We start from the raw sequence: 22,704 nt of genomic DNA, 5'->3' as shown, positions 1-22,704 counted from the left end.
TTACTCACTTTTTAATGATTTGACCGGGTTCATCAACGCGGCCTTTATGCTTTGAAAACTGATGGTAAACAGGGCAATCGCGACAGAAATAACAGCTGCAAATGCAAATACGCCCCAATGAATGTTTGTATGATAAGCAAAGTCCTGCAACCAGGAATTCATTGCATACCAAGCTATGGGTGAAGCAATTACAATGGCAACCAACACCAATTTCAGAAAATCGTTGGATAGCAAGATCACAAGACTGGTGACTGACGCACCAAGCACTTTTCGTACACCAATCTCCTTCGTCCGGATTTCCGCCATGAAGATCGACAAACCCAGTAAGCCCATGCAGGAAATGAAGATCGCAATGCCCGAAAATATACCGAAAAGCAGCTGCTGGGTTTGTTCTGTTGCGTACAAAACGCCGAATTTTTGATCCAGAAACTCATATTCAAATGGCCGGTCAGGAAACTGTTTCTGCCAAACGGACTCAATGTGAGCCAAAGCTTCTTTGATATTACCACCCGAGATATGCACCGACATCCAGCCCAACCGGTCTGTTTGTGCAAACATGGCAATAGGAGCCACTTTCTGGTGAAGTGATTCGAAATGATAATCCTTGGTAACGCCCACGATCTGGCCGCGGATCTCGCCGTAACCAAAGCGTGCACCAACAGCGTCGGCAGGATTTTTCCAGCCCAACTGCTTTATGGCAGTCTCATTCAAAATAAAACCGTTGGTCTTATCTGTCGAAAAAGCTTTCGAAAAATTCCGTCCGGCTGCCATTTCTATTTCATATGCCGGAATAAAATCTTCATCCACAGACAATGATTTCACGCCAATATCTGCCGGTGCCATGGAATCGCCTTTCATGACATAGGCCTCCCAGGAATCCAGCAAACGGCCCGAAGGAATGCGTGATGATCGTCCCACCTCCACAATGTTGCTGTTTGCCTTTAACTGCTGCTTAATACTCTCATAGTTAATAACCGAATCACTTCCGGCACGCAATAGCACCATTTGATCTTTGGAATAACCCAGTTTGTAATTCTTTACATATTTCATCTGATTATAAACCACCGCCGTACAAATGATCAGCACAACGGCAATCGCAAATTGTGTCACCACAAGGCCCTGACGTAGTTTTCCATTCTTCAATGCAGATGCAATGCGACCTTTGAAAACACTTAGCGGCTGAAATGAAGTCATGAAGAATGCCGGATAACTTCCTGCTATCACGCCAGTGAATAAGGTGATAGCCAGCACAATGCTCAGGAATACAGGATCCAGTAATGCATCGAAAGAAAGTTGTTTTTGTGTAAAGTCATTCAAAAACGGGAGACATATGACAACGAGCAGAATGGCGAAGAATAGTGACACGACAACGAGCAAAATAGATTCACTCAAAAACTGCCGCACCAGCTGGTGCCTTACCGCGCCAATCACTTTGCGCATCCCCACTTCCTTGGCCCGCGTAGCGGAACGCGCGGTGGCAAGGTTCATATAGTTAATGCAGGCAATGACCAGGATGAAAATTGCGATGGCTGAAAACAGGTAAACATATTGGATATCACCATTGGATTCAATTTCTGAATCAAGGTGCGAGCGCAAATGTATGTCTGTAAGTTTTGTCAGGTTAAGCACCGAGTAAGTGGACGCTTTGGGATCAATATGGCGGTTCTGGAATGCCGGAAAGGCTTTTACCAGCTTTTGGGGATCGTAATTTTTAGGTAAAAGCAAAAATGTCGAGAACGAATTATTCCCCCAGTTTGACCTTAAACCCTCAGCTCCATAAACCCGGTCGTCATTCAGTGTAGAAAAGGAAATCAATGCTTCGGGATGAAAGTGAGATTGAGATGGCAAAGACTCAAAAACACCCGTTACAGTGCAGTCAAACTGGTTTTCCAGCTTAACAGTCTTTCCGATCGGGTTTTCTTTGCCAAAATATTTCTCCGCCATCTTTTTGGAAAACATGATGGAGAAGGGATTTTCAAGCGCTTTGTCGGGGTTACCCTGGATCACCTTGAAAGAGAAAAGCTTAAAAATGTTGGCCTCGGCAGCGAAAACATCATTTTCATTATAAATATTCTCACCGTACTCAATCAGCCCGCCCATTTCAAGCAACCGCACAACCTGCTCAACCTCAGGAAAATCCTGCTTCACCAAAGGACCAAATGGCGGAGCTGCATGTCCCAAACGAAGCGATTCGGTACCGTCTTTGGAAAGGAATGTCCGGTTCAAACGATAAATGCGTTCGGCATTTGCATGAAAACGGTCATAGCTCAGCTCGTCTTTAACATAAAGAGATAAAAGCAAAAAACAAGCAAGGCCAATGGCAACCCCAGATATATTGATAAAACTGAATGTCTTGTGTTTCAGTAAGTTCCGGAGTGCGATTTTAAGATAGTTTTGAAACATGGCTATTAGGCGTTTGACTTGCACGTCAATAAATGTATGCCATCCACATAAACGGCTGATTGTCAGAAATTTAAAACGAAAGCAATTGTCCGATAACGGACAGGGTTGTTCGCCTGTGCGCCGAGACAGACTTTTTGGCTAAAACCTCGGAAGTCTGTCTCAGTCAGCCACATCAATTCTGAACATCGTCGTTTCTGATGCTGCGCTTGTTTTTCTTGATGGCTTCTTTCAACCGGCCAAACTTATAATTAAGGCTTACATTGAAGTAGCGGAAGTAATCTCTCCGATCGTTGAAGGATGTAAAATTCGGCCCGGATGTTTCTGTATGGTATTTTCTGAATTTTGTAAATGGGTTATTTGCGGCGGCGGAAAACGAGAGTTTATCCTTTATAATGTCCTTATTCACACTGAACGAGGGGCTGATCATGGAATTGGACGTGCCTTGCAAATTCACGCTTGGTCCTATACTAACCAGATTTGCATTGATACGCCAGTCTTTTTCTAACTTATAACCCGTTGAAGCTGACAGCTGATACATCACACCGCTGTTAGTAATGGTCGCGCCGTTCACGACGCCCGTCACTTTTCCGTGCGCAATGCGCAGGTTCGCGCTGAAATTCCATTTTTTGGTGATCGGATAGTTCATATTCAAATTTCCATTAATGAGCCTGGCCCGGCCTGTATTTCCGTACGATGTGCGGGTGATTTCGGTCTCCGGATTGTACACGGCAACCGCAAAAATCAGGTCTTTAAATTGTGTAAAACCCACACCAAAATTGATAGACCCTTTTTTGGATTTACTATAACCCAATTGCAGATCATGCACGAACGCAGGCCGGAGATCCGGATTTCCTGTTCTTTCGAAACTCGGATTGGTGCGGTCGACAAATGGATTGAGCTGATAAATACCGGGACGCTGAATGCGTTGGGTATAGCCAAAATTCACACCAACATTATCCTTAAATTTCCTGTTGATCGAAACCGAAGGAATCACATTGAAATAATTTTGCTTCACTTCCGAATCGGTAGAAACAAAGTCGGCATTGATGACGGTTTGCTCAATCCTTGCGCCTGCCTTTATGCCCCAGTTTTTGAAACTGTACTGATATGTGTTATAAGCTCCAAAAACATTCTGCGTATTATTGAACATATTACTCATGGCGGTATTCACCACAAATGTCTTACGGTCAGCATCGTAGGTGCTATATTGAAAATCACTTTTATTATCCCGCATAATGCCTTTCAGGCCAGCTTCAACGTTCAGTTTTTTAATCGGATACACATAATCCACCTGAAATGTCTGCTCTGAGAAGCTCTGATCGTTGATCTGACGGTAATCTGGTGTGTCATAATTAATCCTTTCGGAGACCAGCAGGTTGCTGTTTTGGTCATTATCAAAACCATAGTAGCGATAAGACAAAGTCAAAAGCCTGTTTTTATCTGCTTTAAAGCCTTTTTGATAATTCAATGCTGCGTCCATTCCCTTTCCACGACCGTCATTGTAATTTCTTACACGATAACCCTCCACCACTTCTTCATTCACATTGATCACCGAAGTCTGATTGCCAGACCCATCAGATTTACTCCCGTTGAAATTCACCTGGGCACTTAATAAATTGAGGCTATCTACCTCATAACTAATCTCATATCCGATATACCCGTTCTTATTTCCTGATCGTGTAAAATTCTCCTGAAACAATTCTGATGGTTCCGTTCCCAATGCGGTCCGTCCCACCTGCGTACGTGTCAGCGGCGTGTCGTAGATGCTGCCGCCGGCCAGGGCTGTCATCCCAAATTTGCCCAGCTTTGCAGAAAATGTCCCGCCAAAACCCGGCCCGCCAACGCGGAAACGTTCGCTTACATTCAATGTGCCATCGTAACCATTATCCAGTTTCTTGTTTGTGATAATGTTGATAATCCCTGCCAATCCTTCCGCATCGTATTTTGCTGGCGGCGTTGTGATCACTTCAATGCGTTCGATGGAAGAGGCTGGCATGCTTCGCAACACTTCTTTATAGCTGCGTTCGACCATACTGGACGGTTTCCCGTTGATCAGAATTTTGAAGTCCGCATTGCCTTTCAGGTAAATGTTCTCATCGCCATCCACTGACAGGAAAGGGACCTTGCGCATCATTTCGAGCACACTGTAAACTTTGCTTTCGGGATCGGCCTGCAAATCGTAAGTAATGCGGTCAATCTCCTGCTTTACAATGGGTTTAAAAGCCGTAACCGTTACTTCTTTCAAGCCAACAGTTGCAGGGCTAATCGCTATCAACCCTAAGTCAATTGTATTTTTTAAGCTATCGGAAAGATCAGCGGTCAGGGTTTTTGAGTGATAACCTACGCCTACAAGGACTACTGAATATTTTCCTGGTTTCAGTTTCTCAAAAGCGAAGGACCCATCGGTTTTTGTAAAATCAGCTTTCACCGCGGCATTTCCTTGCATCAGATTAACGGTTACAAAATCAAGCGGCTTTCCGCTTGCAGAGTCGGATACCGCACCGGAAATTTTACCGCCAGGTGGCAAGGACTGACTAAGAGCAGCGGAACAGATGCATACGAGCCCGTAGATCAGGGCTGCAAGAATAGTTGAGAATAAAGTTTTCATGGCTAATTGATTATGGCTAACAGATAAAAAAAGGCATAGAAATTCCGGTAAGAGTTTTCACTCTTTTAAAATTGCCGGCACTAAATGATTTTGAAATTTGCCCTTGGCGCGCTTGACTTGATGCACCCCAGGCGACGCAACAAATGTATACAAAGGTACTTTGCGATGCAAGGTACTATGCTAAATTAATTTTTAGCTGCATAAAGTTGTCGTCTAGCACTGAATTGGGATTGCCTGAAAACAAAAAGACTTGCTAAGTCTTGAAGAAACAGAGTCCTTCAAAACTTAGCAAGTCAAAAAAATCAGGTTAGGTTTGATTAACCTCTTCGGTTGTAACGTCCGTTATTGTAGCTGTTCTGGTACGCAAACAGGCGTTGGCGTTGCACGGGTGTCAGCACTTCTAGAATGTCTTTTTGTTTAGCTTTTTCCAGTCTTTTTGCATTCTGAAAACTGCTGTATCGTCTGTTAGACATCAGTTCGTCATAGTGGTTTTCGATCTTTTTGATCTTGTTTTCCTGCTTGCGGGTCAGCTTTACAATCTGGTCCAGCTTGTTGATTTGGTATTCCTCCAAAGCATTGTCTCCGCGCGAATTGTTCACAGCAGGAACTTCATGCCGGTAACGTTGTGCGAAGCTGTTACCAATGGTCAATGTTACTATGGTTGCGATTGCTAAGATGGTCTTTTTCATGGTTTCTAATATTAAATTGTTTGTTCATGTAGGTTAGAGGCCTATTTTCCACAAACGTTTAACGCACCAGAAAAGCAATCTGCAAACTGTAACAATTACCAGATCATCTGCCCATCCGCACCGATGAATTGCTTTTATATTTTTATAAAAGCCGGGTTGAAACCCGGCGCCAGGAAATCTTTCGTGCCTGACGGCACTTGTCAGGACGAGTGCCGTCAGGCACGGATATTTTTAACCCCGGGTTTCAACCCGGGGGAGGACAGGGATGAGAGAGAGAGAGAGAGAGAGAGAGAGAGAGAGGGAGAGAGAGAGAGAGAGAGAAAAAAAAGAACCCTACTCGCTCCTCAGCGACTTCACGGGATTCATTAATGCGGCTTTGATAGCTTGGAAACTTACAGTCAGTAACGTGATCAGGATGGCAGTGATGGCCGAGACGGCGAAAACGACCCAGCTTAGCTCAATGTGATATTCATACTTTTTCAGCCAGTCGCTCAGGAAATACAATGCGATGGGTGATGCAATGGCGCAGGAGACGATGACCAGATAGACGAATTCTTTGGAGAGCATTGCCCACATTTGCGCAACGCTTGCGCCGAGCGCCTTTCTGATACCGATTTCCTTGGTTCTCTGCTCAGCCGTATAAGCGGCCAGACCGAATAAACCTAAGCAGGATATGAACACAGCCAACACCGCAAAAACTCTCGCCAACTTTCCGATCCGTTCCTCAGCCCGGAATTTAGCTTCATATTCCTCATCAGCAAACTTGAACTCAAATGGCGAATCCGGATCGTGCTTCCTGAATATGGCTTCCACTTTTTTGAGAGACTTTTCTATGGGAGCGCCAGGCAAAAGCTTCACGTTAATCAGGTTAGCCCATTCGTAATCCATTAGAAAGACAGTCGGGACGGCGGGCTCATAAGGAGATTGCATGACCATATCCTTAACAACGCCCACCACTTGTCTCGGTTTTCCATTAAAGCGGATCGTTTTACCAATAATATCCTTTATACCCGTCAGCTTAACAGCCGATTCATTTAATACAAATGCTGCTGTGTCCGTCGAGAATTCCCTCGAAAAATCGCGGCCTTCAATGATTTTCCAGCCAATTGTTTTTCCAAAATCATGCGTGCAAGCAATGGTCCCGAACAAAGGAACAGAACCTTCTTCCATTCCCTCCCATTCAAAACCGATCTGATTGGAATAAATGCCGGTCGTAGGACTTGACGATTCGCTCATTTCGTATACCACGCCGGATTTCAGCAAATCGTCACGCAATGGATAATATTTACCAAAAAGATTTGGCGAAATATTGATCTGTAAAAGTCCTTGTCTGTCATAACCGACCGGCCTGTTTTTGGCATGATGGATCTGCTGGAAAACGATGATCGTTCCGATAATTAACGTGATAGAAACTGTAAACTGCATTACAACCATCACTTTACGCGGCACGGCTGACCACTTACCCACTTTAAATGTGCCTTTCAAAACGGCAAGCGGATTGAACGATGACAAATAAAAGGCCGGATAACTGCCTGATATCAAGCCTGTAAATAATGAGAAAATGACCAGCATCAACCAGAACTGAATGTATTGCCAAGGAAAACTCACGTGCTTACCGGACAGATCATTGAACGCAGGAAGTGCAACCAAAACGATAAGAATAGCGAGGATTAATGCGAAGGAAACCACCAGAAACGATTCGCTCAAGAACTGGAATATCAGTTGGCTGCGCAACGAACCAATCGACTTTCTAATGCCCACTTCTTTCGCGCGCTTTTCGGACCGCGCCGTGCTGAGGTTCATGAAATTGATACAAGCCAGCAGCAGCACAAAGACGCCGATAATGCTGAACAGCCACACAAACTGGATGCCACCACCAACATTTTTGCCATTTTTAAAATCCGAATACAGGTGCCAGCGGCTCATCGGATGCAGAAAATATTGTGGTTTATCCGTTTTCGAAAAAGCATGCGGCAGTTCCACATCCCGTATTTTTAAGGACACCTTTTCGATATCTGCATGGTCGGCAACCTGCGCATAAAACTGGAAAGAATGGTTTCCCCATTGCGTTTGAGCCTCTTTTACCCAATTCTCGGCAAGCAGATAATCATTCCAGGGCAGCAGCAAGTTGAGCTCATTGAACTCGGAGTTGAAGGGAATGTCTTCATAAACGCCAGTCACTTTTACATCCTTCTTAATGTCCAGTTTAAGTGTTTTATTCAAAGGATCTTCCTTACCAAATAGCGCCTTCGCAACCGATTCTGAGATAACAACCGAGCCTGGCTCTTTCAATGCCGTTTTCAAATCGCCTTTCAGCATTTTCAAAGAAAGCATTTCTGGAAGGGCTGGTTGCGCCCACATGCCTGGTTTGTTGATTTTTTTATCCCCATTGGCCAGCAAATGCCCGAAATTCCACGATGCCATGGAGGTGTTTTTAAAATCTGCCGAGTATTTGTTGGCCATTTCCGCAACCGCCGGAAGCGACACGGCTCTTCCGCTACCGGTTTGGCCGTTAAATGTCTGGCTAATGTACGCTTGCGTGAGCCGGTCGTAGTTTTTGTGATATTTATTAAATGACAGCTCATCCCATACCCAAAGTCCGATTAGCATGGCAACCGCGATGCCTACGGCCAGCCCGGCAATGTTGATGAATGAATAGATCTTGTTTTTTGAGAGATTCCGGAATGCGATTTTCAAATAGTTCTTGATCATTGCCTGTGCAGTTTTGGGTGAATCGTTACTCGCTTCTTAATGATGTAACTGGGTTCACTAATGCTGCTTTGATGCTCTGAAAACTTATTGTTACCAATGCAATAATCACCGCCCCGATGCCAGCCACGACATATAACCAGGCACTGATCTCCACTTGATACGTAAAATCTTCCAGCCAACCCTTCATTACATACCATGCAATAGGAGACGCAATAATCAATGCGACTAAGACCAATTTGATAAAATCGACCGAAAACAAACTGAAAATATTAAATGCCGACGCGCCTATCGCCTTGCGAATGCCCATTTCCTTCGTCCGCGATTCAGCCATAAAAGCCACAACGCCGTATAAGCCCAGACAACCGATAAAAATGGCGATTCCTGTCAGGATTTTGAACAGGTCAAACAATTTGGACTCCTTTTCGTAAAAACTGTTCAGCGTTTCATCCAGAAATGTATAGCTGAATAAATAATCCGGGAATGTGGCTGACCAAACTTTTTCAATCCTTTCAATTTGCTTGGCATCCGCATTTTCCGACAGTTTAACTCCCAATGTGCGGTAATTGCCTCGATCGCTGGTAAGCACGCAGGGAATAATTTCACGGTGCAGACTATATGTATTAAAGTTTTTAACCACACCAACAATCGGCAGCTTATGCTCCGATCCACCGATCGTAAGCCGCTTTCCGATCGCGTCAGCCGGATTTTTGAAACCTAATTTTTTCACAAATGCCTCATTCACCACATATTCCCGCATAGTGTCTGCCGGCAAATACATGCGACCGGCAATGAGCTTCAAACCATAAGTTTTCACGTAAGCCGTATCCGCAGGCCGCATAACAATCTCGTAATCAAGAAATTCAGCATCATTCTCATATTTGAAACCTGTTTGCCAATTGCTCCTTGACATGGGTGTAAAGGCACTGAAACTCATGGATTTAATCTCCGGTTCATTTGCCAGCTTAGCATACAAACCTTCCAAAACACCCGGATCCTGGCTTGGAATCTGCATACTGATGATTTCGTCTTTCTGGAAACCAAGATCCAGTGTACGGAAGTATTTCATCTGACTGTAAGCAATCAATGTTCCGACGAGCACGATCTGAGAAATTGTAAATTGCAGCACAATAAGTCCCGAACGCAAATTTGCCTGCCCGCTTCCCACCGTCCGCATTTTGCCTTTTAATGCAAGGATAGGCTGGTAACCCGACACCACCATTGCAGGATAGAAACCGGCGAGAATGGTCGTTATGATAGTCAGCACAACCAAAAATGTCATAACCGAAGCATCTGTAACGAAAACAACGCCTTCCGCCTTGATGTTCAGAATGTTGGCAACGCTGGGCAGCACAACCTGCGCCACGATCAGCGCGAGGATAACAGACAGAAAGGTAATGACCGCAGTTTCTGAAAAATATTGTCTTAATAACTGCCCCTTGGTGCTGCCTAACACTTTTCTTACGCCCACCTCTCTGGCACGTCTGAGCGCCTGCGCGGTCGCAAGATTTATGAAGTTTACACAAGCCGTAATTAAAATAAACAACCCTACCAGAACCATTGCCCAGATCATTCCTTTGCTGATGGTTCTGCCGGTGTAATTGGAAGTTTTTGTATCAAAATGAATATCATTAACAGGTTGGAGGATAAACTCTTCGGTCGCCGCATCCTTTGGTTCTCTGTATTTTTTGACAAATGAAACCAGCTGCTGCTCCATTTTTTCTTCGCTTACATTTTCCGGCAGCATCATATACATTTGCCCACCGCCGTAAGTGCTTTGCCAGTCGTCCCAGTTCGTAAATGAGCCGTAATCTTTCAGCGACGCGAACGACAGCATGGTTGTGAAAGGGAAGTTTGTCGTCGCAGGCGGGTCCTGGATAATGCCGGTAACAATAAAATTCTTACGGTTTTCGACCCGGATGGTTTTTCCCATCGGATCCGCATTCCCAAAATACTTTTTCGCCTGGGTCTCAGAAAGCACCACTGTGCCCGGATTGTTCAGCGAAGTGGCAGCAGAACCTTTTAGCCACTTGTAATCGAATAGTTTGAAATATTCGGGATCGATAAATGAAACCGCATTATTGTCCTCAGGATACTTTTTCCTGTTTGTCCCTTCGCCAATCGTTACCAGTGCGCCGCGTAAGGCATATGTGCAGGAAACCTGATTTCGAATCTCGGGAAAATCATTCCGTAATGCTGCCAAAGCCGGAAGCGGCATTCCTGTGTTATAGCCCTTGTCCACCTCCCCTTTCGTATGTTTCAGGATACGGTAAACGCGGTCCACATATTTATGATGCCGATCAAAACTAAGCTCATACCGGACGGTAAAGAAGATCAGCAAACAACAGGCTAGCCCTAATGTAAGCCCGGTAATGTTGATCAAAGTAAAATTCCAATTACGCCGTAAATTTCTGAAAGAGGTGATGAGATAGTTCCTGATCATGGCTGTTTATTGCTTTTTCAATGGAGAATGTTCAAATGCGCTATATCCTGCATCACTCGCTTTTCAGCGACTTCACCGGGTTCATCAATGCGGCTTTGATGCTTTGGAAACCTACTGTTGCTACGGCGACCATTATAGCTGCCAGACCGACTAAAACGAAGATTAACGGGTTGATTTCAATGCGATAGGCGTAATTATCAAGCCATTTCTGCATGAAGAACCAGGCCAGCGGCGTGGCAATGACAATTGCGATCAAAACCAGCTTGACGAAATCTTTGGACAACACAAAAACCAGACTCGCAATGCTGGCACCCAGCACTTTACGCACACCAATCTCCTTGGTCCGCTGCTCCATCGCGATCAATGCGACGGCGAACAGTCCCAGGCAGGAAAGAACAATTGCGATGCCCGAAGCAAGGCTGAAAACTTTCGACAAATGTCCTTCCTCGCGATACCAGGAATTGGTGTTTTCGTCCACAAATGTTCCAGTGAATTCTGTTTCGGGTGCGACTTCATTCCAAACACTTTTCAACTTATCCATGGCCATGCGCACACTCTGCGGAGTAACCCGGACCAAGATATAATTCACAGACCCCGAGCCGCCTAAATGCATGGTGATAGGCTTTTTCTCATTTTTGGAAGAATAGAGCGTAAAGTCCGGAATTACGCCGATGATCTGATATTTGACACCCGCCGTATCAGTCTGGAAGTATTTGCCGACCGGATCCTTTTCCTGGATCATTTTAGCCATACTTTCCGTAATAATCACCCTATCCAGCGAGTCACTTGGAACAGCCGGACTAAATTCCCGCCCTGCCAGCAAATTGATATTTAGCACTTTGAGATAATCATAATCAATGGGGAGCCAGTCAGTTGTGACCTCTTTTTCTTTATATGTAAATCCAATAACACTCCTGGACGTGCTTCTGTCCTTGCCCACACCCAAGTTCACCGCACTTCCGCTGATAGCAAGCACATTAGGGTCTCCTTCAAGCTCATTACGCAGCCTCCGCAGGACTTTATTGCCATTGATCTTATTACCAACAGGAATACTGATCACCTGCTCCTTATCAAATCCGAGCGGTTGAGTCCGCAAATGGTTAACCTGCTGAACGGCAATTATTGTGCTGCAAATCAGTAAGCTTGATAATGTAAACTGCGCGATAATGAGCGAATTCCGAAGCACGCCGGGCTTTTTCAATGTTACCTTGCCCTTCAGTACTTCCACCGCATTGAACTTGGACATTTGCCAGGCCGGATAACCGCCTGCAATCAATGTTACCAGGATAAACAGTCCCAAAAGCAGCGCAATTTTGTCCGGTTCCAGCATGTAATCCAGACTTAGCTTGCTTTGGAAAGTGGCATTGAAGGTTGGTAACAATAAAACAGCAAGTATCACACCGGTTAGGAAGCCAAAAAAGCAGATCACGGCAGCTTCTCCCCAGATCTGGAAAAACAGCTGGTTTTTCAATGCGCCGAGCGATTTGCGGACACCCACTTCCCTCGCCCGGATGAATGACCGGGCGACATTTAAGTTGATAAAATTGATACAAGCGATCAGAAGAATAAAAAAACCAATTCCCATCAGCGCATATACAAGCGCAATCGGAGCCGCACCTCCGCCTGATATCCTTGAATCGAAACGAAGGTTTTTCAGGCTCTGGATCCTGATTGCAAAAATGTCACCCCTTTCGTCCGGCTTTGCACCCTTTCTTTTTAAACTGGTAATATTATCTGCGAAGTATTTTTCTGCAAATGGTTTCAGCCGCTTTTCAAACGCTGCTTGATCTGCATTAGGGGTCAATTTTAAATATACCCTGTGTGAATGCGCGTCCCACTGCTCCTTCGAATGTTGATATCCCCGATCGTTTTCTGTTCGCACAAATGCATCGTACTTGATTGTCGAGTTTTCAGGGAAATCTTTCAAAACGCCGGTAACCACATATTCTTTACGATTTTCATCCAAACCAACTTTCAACGACTTGCCCATCGGATCTTCTTTTCCAAATATGGCCTTAGCCATGTTCTCGCTGATGACAATGCTGCTCAAATCTTGCAGCGCCGTTTCCGTCGTCCCTTTTACAAGTGGGAAAGTGAATATTTTCAGAAAATCCGGGTCTGCAAACATTACTTGTTTATCAAAATATTTCCCTTTGTATTCCAGCACATCACTGCCGTTCACCACTCTCGTGATGCTTTCTATTTCCGGAAATTCCGCTTTCAATGCGGGTGTTAGCGGAAAAGGCATCGAGCCGGAAGCCTGCGCTTTTTCCGGATCATTGGACATAAAATAGGTTTGATAAATGCGCTCTTTGTCTTTATGAAAATTATCAAATGACAACTGGAAGTAAGCCGTCAGGAACAGGAAAGCGCTGATGCAGAATGCTACGGACAGGCCTACAATATTAATAAACGCGTAACCCTTGCTTTTCCAAAGGTTACGCAGCGCGATTTTGAGATAATTTTTGAACATTTTATTATCAGGCTAATATTTATTTCTATTCACTTTTTAACGATTTAATCGGATTGGTAACCGCTGCCTTTATCGCCTGTGTGCTCACAGTAACCAAGGCGATAACGACTGCCAATGCACCTGCTGCCACAAACATCCACCACTGAATGCTGATTTTGTAAGCAAAATCCTGCAACCATTGATTCATAATGTACCAGGTCAGCGGCGTTGCAATCAGCATAGAAATAATTACCAATTTGATAAAATCACTTGAAAGCAACCCCACGATGCTACCAATGGAAGCGCCCAAAACCTTCCTTACACCAATTTCCTTGATCCTTTGCTGCGCCGCAAAAGCCGCCAAACCGAACAAACCGAGACAGGAAATCAGAATGGAAATAATCGTAAATGAATTCACAATCCTGGCTGTACGTGCATCAGCAGCATAATTGCTTTCAAAATCCTGGTCAAGGAATGTATATGTAAATGGCTCACCAGGCACCAGCGACTTCCATTTGGCTTCCATAAAGGGCACAACCCGGCTTACATCTTTCGTATTGACGTGGGCGATAATGTAATTATGATTTGCATCGGCACTTAGAAAAAAGGCATACGGCTCAATGACTTTATGCAGGTCCTGATAATGAAAATCTTTCACTACACCTACAATTTCGAGCGAACTGATTGCATTGTTGCCTGAATTAAAGTCCAGGTGCTGCCCAACTGCCTTTTCCAGCGGGATCGCAAACTTCCGCAATGTAGCTTCATTCACTACAATCTTATAATTGGTATCGCCCGGAAATGCGGCAGAAAACATCCGGCCTGCCGCCATTTTGAAACCCATGGTTTCCATGAGGTCGGGAGACACCCAGTTTGTTTTCACTAATCCATCTTCATTTACACTTTGTCCAGGCAGAAAAACAGACATATCACTCGGATTGAGAATACCCGGATAATAGGCTGTTCCCGAAGCAGCGGTGATTTGATTATTCTCTAACATCTCGTTACGGAGTGCAGTATACGCTTTACGCGATTCCTCACTTCTGAACGGAATTACAATTTGTTGTTCGTTGGTAAAACCTAATGGCTGCTCCTGCATAAATTTGATTTGCCCCTGAATAACCATCGTGGCAACAACAAGGCCAATTGAGATCACAAACTGGAACACAACCAGCCCTCTACGCAATGCAGTAGCGGACACCGAATTGACAAATTTTCCCTTGATGACATCCAGCGGGTTGAAAACGGAAAGATAAAAAGCTGGATAACTCCCGGCCAGCAAGCCGGTAATGAATGCCAGAACCACAAATGAGGCAATGATTTCAGGCTTGAACAGTTCCGATAAAGACAATGCTTTATCCGCAAGCTGATTAAAAATAGGAAGGAAGAGAACTACAAAAACGGCCGCAACAATGAGCGCGAGGAATGTGAGTACCAGGGATTCACCCAAAAACTGACCGATCAAGCCACTTTTTCCTGCACCCATTACTTTTCTCATTCCCACTTCTGCGGCACGCTTTGCCGAGCGCGCGGTCGCGAGATTCATGAAATTGATGCAGGCGATCAGCAATGTAAAGATCGCTATCGAAGCAAGAACATAAAGGTAAGTGGTGCTGGTGGTGCTGGTAACAATCTTATCTATCCTGCTGAACAGGTGAATGTCTTTCACCGGAAGTAATGCAAGCTTTTTATCAAAACCAGCGATTTTCAGATCCTTACGTGCATATTTTTCGATAAATGAAGGAAGTTTCTCACTAAATTTTTCTGCGCTGGTGCCAGGCTTCAAACGCAGATAATGGTAAAACATATTATTACTCGTAAAATTCAGATCAGGCTGCTGCAGGTAATCGCCCACCCAGCCCACTTGGAGCGAGACAAAATAATTCGCATCAATGTGTGACTTCCCTTCCTGACTTTTAAAAACGCCGGTTACCTTGAAATTCTCATTATTCCCTGATTTCCCGCCAATTTTAACCGTCTTGTTCAGCGCAGGCCCACTTCCAAAAAGCCTATGGGCAGCAGCTTCCGAAAGGACCACAGAATGCGCATCTTTCAACGACGTGTGCGGATCGCCTTCGACAAATTCGTAGGTAAAAACATCAAAGAATGTAGAGTCTGCATGAATTCCCTTGGTTTCGTAGAATGACTTTTCGCCTTGCCCCGGCTGGTTTACAGTAAATAACGACTTGTCTTCCAGGAAATTCTGCCAAAGTCTGGTGACCAGCACCACTTCCGGAAATTCCATTTTCATAGCCTGTGCATATGGTGCCGGCCCGCGCGGGTTATCCATTTTCTCACCACTGGACTGGACATTTTCGCTGCGCAGGAGATACAGGTCGTCAATGTGTTCGTGCTGTTTGTCAAAAGAGATCTCACTTTGGATGTATAGCAGCAACAGCATGCAGCAAGTCATCCCAACGGATAGTCCAAACACATTAATGGCGGAAAAGAGCTTACTTTTAAGCACATTCCGCCAGGCAATTTTCAAATAATTTTTAATCATGGCTAGTTTTCCTTAATTAATCTTGACCCCACAAACGCGCTCATTTTCATGAGGTGCAGAGGATATTTTATTTTTCATAGCTAAATAGATATTTGAGTCTATTGAATAATTATACCACGACACGGATAAGCATCATATTTCACTCATTATCAATTCATTATATCTAATTTAAAACAACAAAAGTGTCCGGTTTCGGACACTTTTGTTCGGTAATGGACTGGTTAGATTTTTATTAGAAAAAGTCAGGTGCGAAGAGGTAGGATCCGAACTTTCGCCCGCTGTTCATACAGTGTTACCAAACTACCTTCTTCCAGGTAGAGGGAATATTGGGATAAGCACGCTACTACCGTCTCCCCAATCAAATGCGGCAGTAAACTTTGACTTCTGACTTGAAAAACACTCGGACTTGTGGCATTAGTCGCGGCTAAAATCGATCCGAAATCCAGATCATTTGTAAAGACAAGGTAACCGTTCAGCCGCGCATATTCAAAAATAATATCGTCCTGATCTGTCGCTTTTCCTACCGCCGACCAATGGACTGCATGAACTTGCTTACCAGCAAAGAATTCAACCCAGTGTGGCGACAAGTTCATGTCAATCAAGATCTTCATGCAGCTTGAAAAGGCATTTCGATTTCCTCCGACCGCCAGGCTGCATATGATAATGCTTGTTTAATATCCTCGATCTCTATGTAAGGGTAAGCCTGCAAAATGTTATCAAAAGTGCTCCCCGAGGCTACAAGGCCCACGAGCGTTCCAACCGTAACCCGCATTCCGCGGATGCAAGGCTTCCCCCCCATCATGTTCGGATCAAATGTTATTCGGTCTAAGATCATAAGCTTTGAATTCAGTTCTTCTCAAAATTAACCAATATTCCAAAATTTGCCTAATCCCAAACCTCTACTCATTCTTCAAACTCTCAACCGGATTAATCAATGCTGTTCTGATGCTTTGATAGCCTACGGTTAACAGGGCGACGGTGATGGCTAATAGGGCGGCGACGGCGAAATACCACCAGGAAATGACAATGCGGTAAGGGAAATCCTGTAACCAGGTGTCTGCCGCGTAATAGGAAAAGGGCAAGGCAAGGACTATGGCAACCAGGACAAGTTTGATGAAATCAGAAGATAGCAATGCTGCTATGCTGGCGGCGGACGCTCCCAGCACTTTTCTGATGCCGATTTCCTTCACCCGCGTTTCCGCATTGAACGTTGCCAGGCCAAATAGCCCGATGCAGGAAACAAAAATGGACAGCATGGCTGCTAATGTGATCATTTCCTTCCACTTCGCTTCCGACTCGTAGCGTTTCAGGTTTTTCGCATCCTCAAATTGATATTCAAACGGCATAAATGGGACATATTTGCGGAATATTTTTTCAACCGTTTTTACGGTTTCCACAGTGTTCCCATTACTCAGTTTGAGAAATAAGGTGCTTAACCCATAATTAGGATCCTGCGTCATCAACAGCGGCTGGATTGTGTCTTTCAGCGAGGCATAATGATAATTTTTGACTACGCCGATGACCGTCAATTTTTGATTCTTCCATTCAAAATTAATTTGCTTCCCAACCGGATTCTGCCATCCGGCCTTTTTCACAAATGCTTCATTCACAACCGCAGACTGCACAGGATCAGAAGGAAAGCTTTTCGAGAAATTACGTCCCCTAACGACCGAAATTCCCAAGGTTTTAAGAAAATTATCGTCCACGCCGATGTATCCAAAATTCATTTTCCCGGTTTCGATATTGGCCAGTGTTCCGTTATAATTTCCGTTAAATGCTGCAACCTCTTCTATGCCTGCAATGCTTTCAAGTTCTTCTTTCACCACAGCCAGATACTTCTCACCGGATTGGCCCCGACCCAGGCTGAAACTCATCAGATTTTTATCGTTATAACCTAAGTCCTTATTTGTCAAATATTTAAATTGTGAATAAATAACAATTGTTCCGATGACAAGACAAACGGACAATGCAAACTGAAAAACGACCAGACCTTTGGTCAGATAGTTTTTCTGTGTCAGCCTGGTCCGGTTGTATAATGTCTGCGCCGGGCTGAATCCGGAGAGCACCAATGCGGGATAAAAGCCTGCCACTGCCCCTGTTACGAGGAACAATGCAAAATATCCGGAAACCAGCTTGCTATCCAGTAAATATGACAATGCCAATTGCTTATTGGCCAGCTCGTTGAACGTAGGCAAAACAGCAAGCGTCAGAACAATTGCAAAGACAAATGCCACAAACGAAAGAATAAATGATTCACCCAGAAACTGGTAAATCAATTGCTTCCGCTGACTTCCCACAACCTTCCTGATGCCGATTTCCTTGGCTCTTTTCAGGGAACGGGCAACAGTTAGATTTACAAAATTAATGCATGCGATCAGCAGGATGAAAATGGCTATGCCAGATAAGATATAACTGTAAATAGCGCTGCTGCCGCGTCCGAGGCCATTTCGCAAGTCGCTTACTTCGCTGTCGAGATGGATTTCCAGGAACGGTTGCAGACTAAAATTGATCTTTTGATCAAAGTCCTTGATCTTGCTGATTTCCTCGGCTGATTTGCTTTTGAAAACCTGATTTAGTTTAGGAATAACGGCCTGGTAACTGGCTTTATCATGCAACAAAACGAATGTGTTCATATAAAAACCCAGCCAATCTTTGTCCGTCCAGCCTCTCACGACCTGCAACTCAAATGGGATCACAGCACCAAACTGCACTGAAGAATTCTGCGGGCACTTTTTGGCCACGCCGGATACAACCAGCTTCTCAAAAGTATCGCCGATTTTCAACTCCATTGTCTTGCCAACCGCATCCGTTGTATTGAAGTATTTCTCAGCTATTTCTTCTGTCAGAACTATCGAATTGACATTGGACAGCACCGTTCCAGGGTCGCCTGCAACCAGCGGTATCGAAAAAACTGTGAAGAAATTGTTATCAGCAAACAGCACATCTTCGCTCAGCAGCTCATTGCCTTTCCTCGTCACAAACGTGTTGCTCTGCGCCCTCACAATCTCCTTAATCTCCGGAATCTCCGCTTTAAAGCTCGGCCCGTGAATGGCATTTGTACTGCCGAGCGTCCGTGTCTCACGGCTGTCCGACAGGGTTACCTTTATGCGGAAAAGCTGATCCTTATGTGCCTGAAACCGGTCAAAACTGACTTCATCCTTGATATATAGCACAATAAGCATGCAGCAAGTAAGCCCGAGCGAAAGCCCGGCAATATTGATAAAGGAGAAAACCTTATTCCTCATCAAACTACGAACGGCAATTTTCAGATAGTTTTTGATCATGGCTTTTGGGTATGAATGTTGACTTACCTCTTTAAGCGCCCCTACTCACTCCGCAGACTCCTCACCGGGTTCATAAGTGCGGCCTTAATGCTTTGAAAACTAACGGTTAGCAACGCAATGGTGATAGCAATCGCCCCGGCAGCCAGGAACATCCACCAGGCCAGGTCTACGTGATAGGCGAAATCGTTGAGCCATAGGTTCATCCCAAACCAGGCGATAGGGATGCCGATCAGGATCGCGATAATGATCAGCCTTAAAAATTCTTTTGAAAGCAAAGCGACAATGTTGGCAACGCTCGCACCAAGCACCTTTCTCACACCGATTTCCTTTGTGCGCCGCTCAGCCGTGTAAGCCGACAAACCAAACAATCCCAGACAGCCGATAATGATCGAAATCGTTGCGAATGTGATGAAGATCTGCCCTACGCGCTGCTCGCTGCGGTAAACATTGTTGAAATCTTCGTCCATAAACCGGTAACTGAACGGCTGCCCGGGAGCCATTTTCTTCCAGAGTTGCTCCACCTGATCAACGGTTTGGGCCACATCGCCGCCATTCAATTTGAAGACGACTGTTCCGTTGCTGCGCGAAAGCACCAGGCTCAATGCACCAATATTTTTCTTTAATGATTCAAAATGAAAGTTCTTTACAACGCCAATGATCGTATAATCAATGCGTTGTTTCATCTTCTGATCTGCATATCCGAATATCTTCTTCCCAATGGGCTCAGCGTACCCGAGCACTTTTGCAGCGGCCTCGTTGATAATAATGCCGGATGAATCCGAAGGGAATTCTTCCTGGAATGGTCGACCGTTTGCCATTTGCAATCCCATAGTATTTATAAAATCATAATCAACGGCCCAGTTCTGCATACTAATGCCCTTGTCTTGCTGCATCTGGCCAGCCGGAAAAAATGTATTATCTGTACGTGACGATGGCGTTGGCAGGAAACTTGTTACCGTGGCATTTTCCACATTCGGAAGTCGCATTACCTGTTCCTTGAATGCCGTAACCTGCTTATCGAGAGCATAAGCGTCGTTCACGATCAACATCTGATCCTTATTAAAGCCCAGTTTTTTAGTTTGTATAAAATTTAGCTGACGATAAATAACACCGGTGCCAACAATCAGCATGACCGAGATCACAAATTGAAAAACAACGAGTGCATTGCGCAAATAGCCTCCCTTTCCTTGCAGCTCTACGCTATTTTTCAAAACTTTCAGTGGGTTGAAGGCCGACAGGAAAAATGCAGGATAGCTCCCTGCAAGAACACCCACAACACCGCCCGTAATCAATAATGTTATCCAAAATCCAACCTCGCCAATCGGAAATTTGACTTGCTTGCCTGCCAGATTATTGAAAAGCGGAAGAGCGAAATATGCCAGCGCAACAGCCAATGCCAGTGAAAAAAAACTAAGCATGACCGATTCCGTAAGAAACTGGTTGACCAGCGAAGATCTCTCCGAACCCAGCGCTTTGCGGACGCCGACTTCTTTTGCCCGGTTTGAGGAGCGGGCCGTTGCCAGGTTCATAAAATTAACACAAGCAATGGTCAGGAGGAACAAAGCAACAACCGCGAATATATATACGTATTGAATATTGCCATTCACATTAATCTCAGCCGTACGGTCTGAATGCAAATGGATTTCAGTCAGCGGAATAAGCGAGTAACGCAAGTAACTGCCCGACTTGCGAATCTCATCCAGCGATGCACCCATGAAGCTTACCAGCCATTTGGCTGTGTGTTTTTGCAAAACAGTTTCGAAGTTCTTTTCGAACTGCCTGGGATCGACACCTTCTTTAAGCAATAAATAAGTGTTAAAATTATGGCTTCCCCAGCCATTCAGCCGACTTTCAGGATTCGAGCTCATGGACAGCAGCATATTCATGTCCCGCAAATGCGACTGCGCGGGAATGTCCTGCATCACGCCTGTTACCGTGTAAGTCTGGTCATTATCAATTATTAAACCCTTACCCATCGGATTTTCTTTCCCAAAATATTTGAGCGCATTGCTTTCCGAGATCACCACAGTATAAGGATCTTTCAAGGCCTTTTCTTTATCACCCATGATTAACGGAAGAGAAAACACCTTGAAAAATGTTGAATCTGCGAAGCATACCTGATCTTCTTTCAGGTTCTCGGTGCCCTCGGACCGGCGTACAAGCTGACTTCCATTCTCACGAAGCCGCACAACCTGTTCAATCTGTGGATAATCCTTCTTTAATGTAAATGCGAGCGGATCGGGCGCAACGGCAAGCGCCATATCTGCCCCACCGAAACGAATGTCTGCATTGACCCTGTGAATACGGTCTGCGTGTTCAAAAGACTTATCAAAACTGAGCTCATCCAACACATAAAGCGTAATCAGCAAACAGCTTGCAAGGCCGAGTGCCAATCCGAAAATGTTCAGGAATGAGTAAAACTTATGCTTACGCAGGTTCCGCCACGCGATCTTAATGTAATTCTGCAGCATGTCCGTTGTTTTAAATGCCCCGTCCGGGAAGCTCTATTTCAATCTCGAAGTGGTCAATGATCTGCTGGCGTTCTTCCTCTGATTTCTCCGCTGCATTCACCGTTTTTTCGTAGATAAATTCTTCATTCCGTTTGCTGAATTTGTATTGCAAAAACAGCTCTCCCGATTCCTTACTAAACCTCACTTGTTTGGAATAACCATTGTCGCCAATGATCGTAGCGTGCTGCTGGTTTTCATCGTCGGAGATCCAGATTTGCGCTTTGGCATCTGCGGAAGAATACAGAACCGGCGCGTGAGGTGCGGCCGGAGCGGAAGGCGCAACAGGCGCAGGCGGAGCTGGAAGCACGTGGCTATGGCTCATTCTCTTTTGTGCGATCGCCAGCGTACTTGCGCCGGCGAGGAGGATTGTAAGGATTCTTTTCATGGCGCCTGCGCTAAACGTGCACTTTTTCGGTCACGATCTTGCCGTCGAACAAGTTGACGATACGGTGTGCGAAACCGGCATCATATGGTGAGTGCGTTACCATTAGAATGGTGGTCCCTGCTGCATTCAGCTGGCTCAGGAGGTTCATTACTTCTTCCCCGTTTTTGGAGTCGAGATTACCCGTAGGCTCATCCGCAAGGATTGTTTTTGGTGTGGCCACAACGGCGCGGGCGATGGCCGTACGTTGCTGCTGCCCCCCGGAAAGTTGCTGTGGAAAGTGATTGCGGCGGTGCATCATGTTCATGCGGGTTAATGCTGCTTCTACTTTCTCCTTGCGTTCGGCTGGCGGTGTTTTCAGATAAAGCAATGGAAGTTCAACGTTCTCATAAACAGTCAGTTCGTCGATGAGGTTAAAACTCTGGAATACAAATCCAATGTTACCTTTACGGATTTGTGCGCGCTGCCTTTCCGACATCTTGGCTACTTCTGTGCCGTAGAATTCGTAGGAGCCTTCACTAGGGTTGTCAAGCAGACCGAGAATGTTCAGTAAGGTAGATTTACCACAACCGGATGGTCCCATGATAGCGACAAACTCGCCGTCTTTTACATCCATGTCAATGCCGTTCAGGGCAGTGGTTTCTACTTCCTCGGTAGAAAAGATCTTATGAAGGTTGCTAATTTTGATCATTGGGTTTTCTTTGGCTATCGGCTTTCAGCT

The 22,704-nt window shown here is 45.0% G+C and carries 13 protein-coding genes; all 13 read right to left on the bottom strand.

Annotated elements, in window-relative coordinates; all coding sequences use genetic code 11:
* The 13 genes from LZG74_RS05460 to LZG74_RS05400 all read right to left on the bottom strand — a co-directional run bounded on the left by LZG74_RS05460 (position 1) and on the right by LZG74_RS05400 (position 22,674).
* A complete protein-coding gene (locus LZG74_RS05460; protein WP_233795584.1) occupies positions 1–2,403 on the bottom strand; it encodes an ABC transporter permease in 2,403 nt (800 codons plus the stop codon).
* A 172-nt stretch (positions 2,404–2,575) separates the two neighbouring features.
* Complete coding sequence (locus LZG74_RS05455; RefSeq protein WP_233795583.1) at positions 2,576–5,011, bottom strand: outer membrane beta-barrel family protein; 2,436 nt, start codon at positions 5,009–5,011, stop codon at positions 2,576–2,578.
* 317 nt (positions 5,012–5,328) lie between these two features.
* A complete protein-coding gene (locus LZG74_RS05450; RefSeq protein WP_233795582.1) occupies positions 5,329–5,700 on the bottom strand; it encodes a hypothetical protein in 372 nt (123 codons plus the stop codon).
* 333 nt (positions 5,701–6,033) lie between these two features.
* The gene (locus LZG74_RS05445) at positions 6,034–8,412 is read right to left on the bottom strand and encodes an ABC transporter permease (protein ID WP_233795581.1); all 2,379 of its coding nucleotides are present in this window, start codon (positions 8,410–8,412) and stop codon (positions 6,034–6,036) included.
* A gap of 25 nt (positions 8,413–8,437) precedes the next feature.
* On the bottom strand, positions 8,438–10,852 hold the full coding sequence (locus LZG74_RS05440; protein WP_233795580.1) for an ABC transporter permease: 2,415 nt from the start codon (positions 10,850–10,852) through the stop codon (positions 8,438–8,440).
* Between the two features lie 52 nt (positions 10,853–10,904).
* Positions 10,905–13,325 carry an ABC transporter permease gene (locus LZG74_RS05435; RefSeq protein ID WP_233795579.1) on the bottom strand — a complete coding sequence of 807 codons (2,421 nt, stop codon included), beginning with the start codon at positions 13,323–13,325 and terminating at the stop codon, positions 10,905–10,907.
* A gap of 25 nt (positions 13,326–13,350) precedes the next feature.
* Positions 13,351–15,807, bottom strand: a complete 2,457-nt coding sequence (locus tag LZG74_RS05430) for an ABC transporter permease (protein WP_233795578.1) — start codon at positions 15,805–15,807, stop codon at positions 13,351–13,353.
* A gap of 242 nt (positions 15,808–16,049) precedes the next feature.
* The gene (locus tag LZG74_RS05425; protein ID WP_233795577.1) at positions 16,050–16,418 is read right to left on the bottom strand and encodes a DUF5615 family PIN-like protein; all 369 of its coding nucleotides are present in this window, start codon (positions 16,416–16,418) and stop codon (positions 16,050–16,052) included.
* Positions 16,415–16,642, bottom strand: coding sequence for a DUF433 domain-containing protein (locus LZG74_RS05420; protein WP_233795576.1), 228 nt, complete (start codon positions 16,640–16,642; stop codon positions 16,415–16,417). Before LZG74_RS05420 ends, LZG74_RS05425 begins: the two co-directional genes overlap by 4 nt.
* 64 nt (positions 16,643–16,706) lie before the next feature.
* Positions 16,707–19,091 carry an ABC transporter permease gene (locus tag LZG74_RS05415; RefSeq protein ID WP_233795575.1) on the bottom strand — a complete coding sequence of 795 codons (2,385 nt, stop codon included), beginning with the start codon at positions 19,089–19,091 and terminating at the stop codon, positions 16,707–16,709.
* Positions 19,092–19,132: 41 nt separating this feature from the next.
* Positions 19,133–21,562: an ABC transporter permease gene (locus tag LZG74_RS05410; RefSeq protein ID WP_233795574.1), complete on the bottom strand. Its 2,430-nt coding sequence runs from the start codon at positions 21,560–21,562 to the stop codon at positions 19,133–19,135.
* A gap of 10 nt (positions 21,563–21,572) precedes the next feature.
* Positions 21,573–21,986: a DUF1129 domain-containing protein gene (locus LZG74_RS05405; RefSeq protein WP_233795573.1), complete on the bottom strand. Its 414-nt coding sequence runs from the start codon at positions 21,984–21,986 to the stop codon at positions 21,573–21,575.
* A 10-nt stretch (positions 21,987–21,996) separates the two neighbouring features.
* On the bottom strand, positions 21,997–22,674 hold the full coding sequence (locus LZG74_RS05400; protein ID WP_026632278.1) for an ABC transporter ATP-binding protein: 678 nt from the start codon (positions 22,672–22,674) through the stop codon (positions 21,997–21,999).
* Between the last annotated feature and the right edge of the window lie 30 nt (positions 22,675–22,704).

The sequence above is a fragment of the Dyadobacter sp. CY327 genome (assembly GCF_021390415.1).
GTDB classification, from domain to species: Bacteria; Bacteroidota; Bacteroidia; order Cytophagales; family Spirosomataceae; genus Dyadobacter; species Dyadobacter chenhuakuii.
The sequence above is the reverse complement of the archived record's forward strand: the minus strand, read 5'-3'. Positions and strand labels throughout refer to the sequence as shown.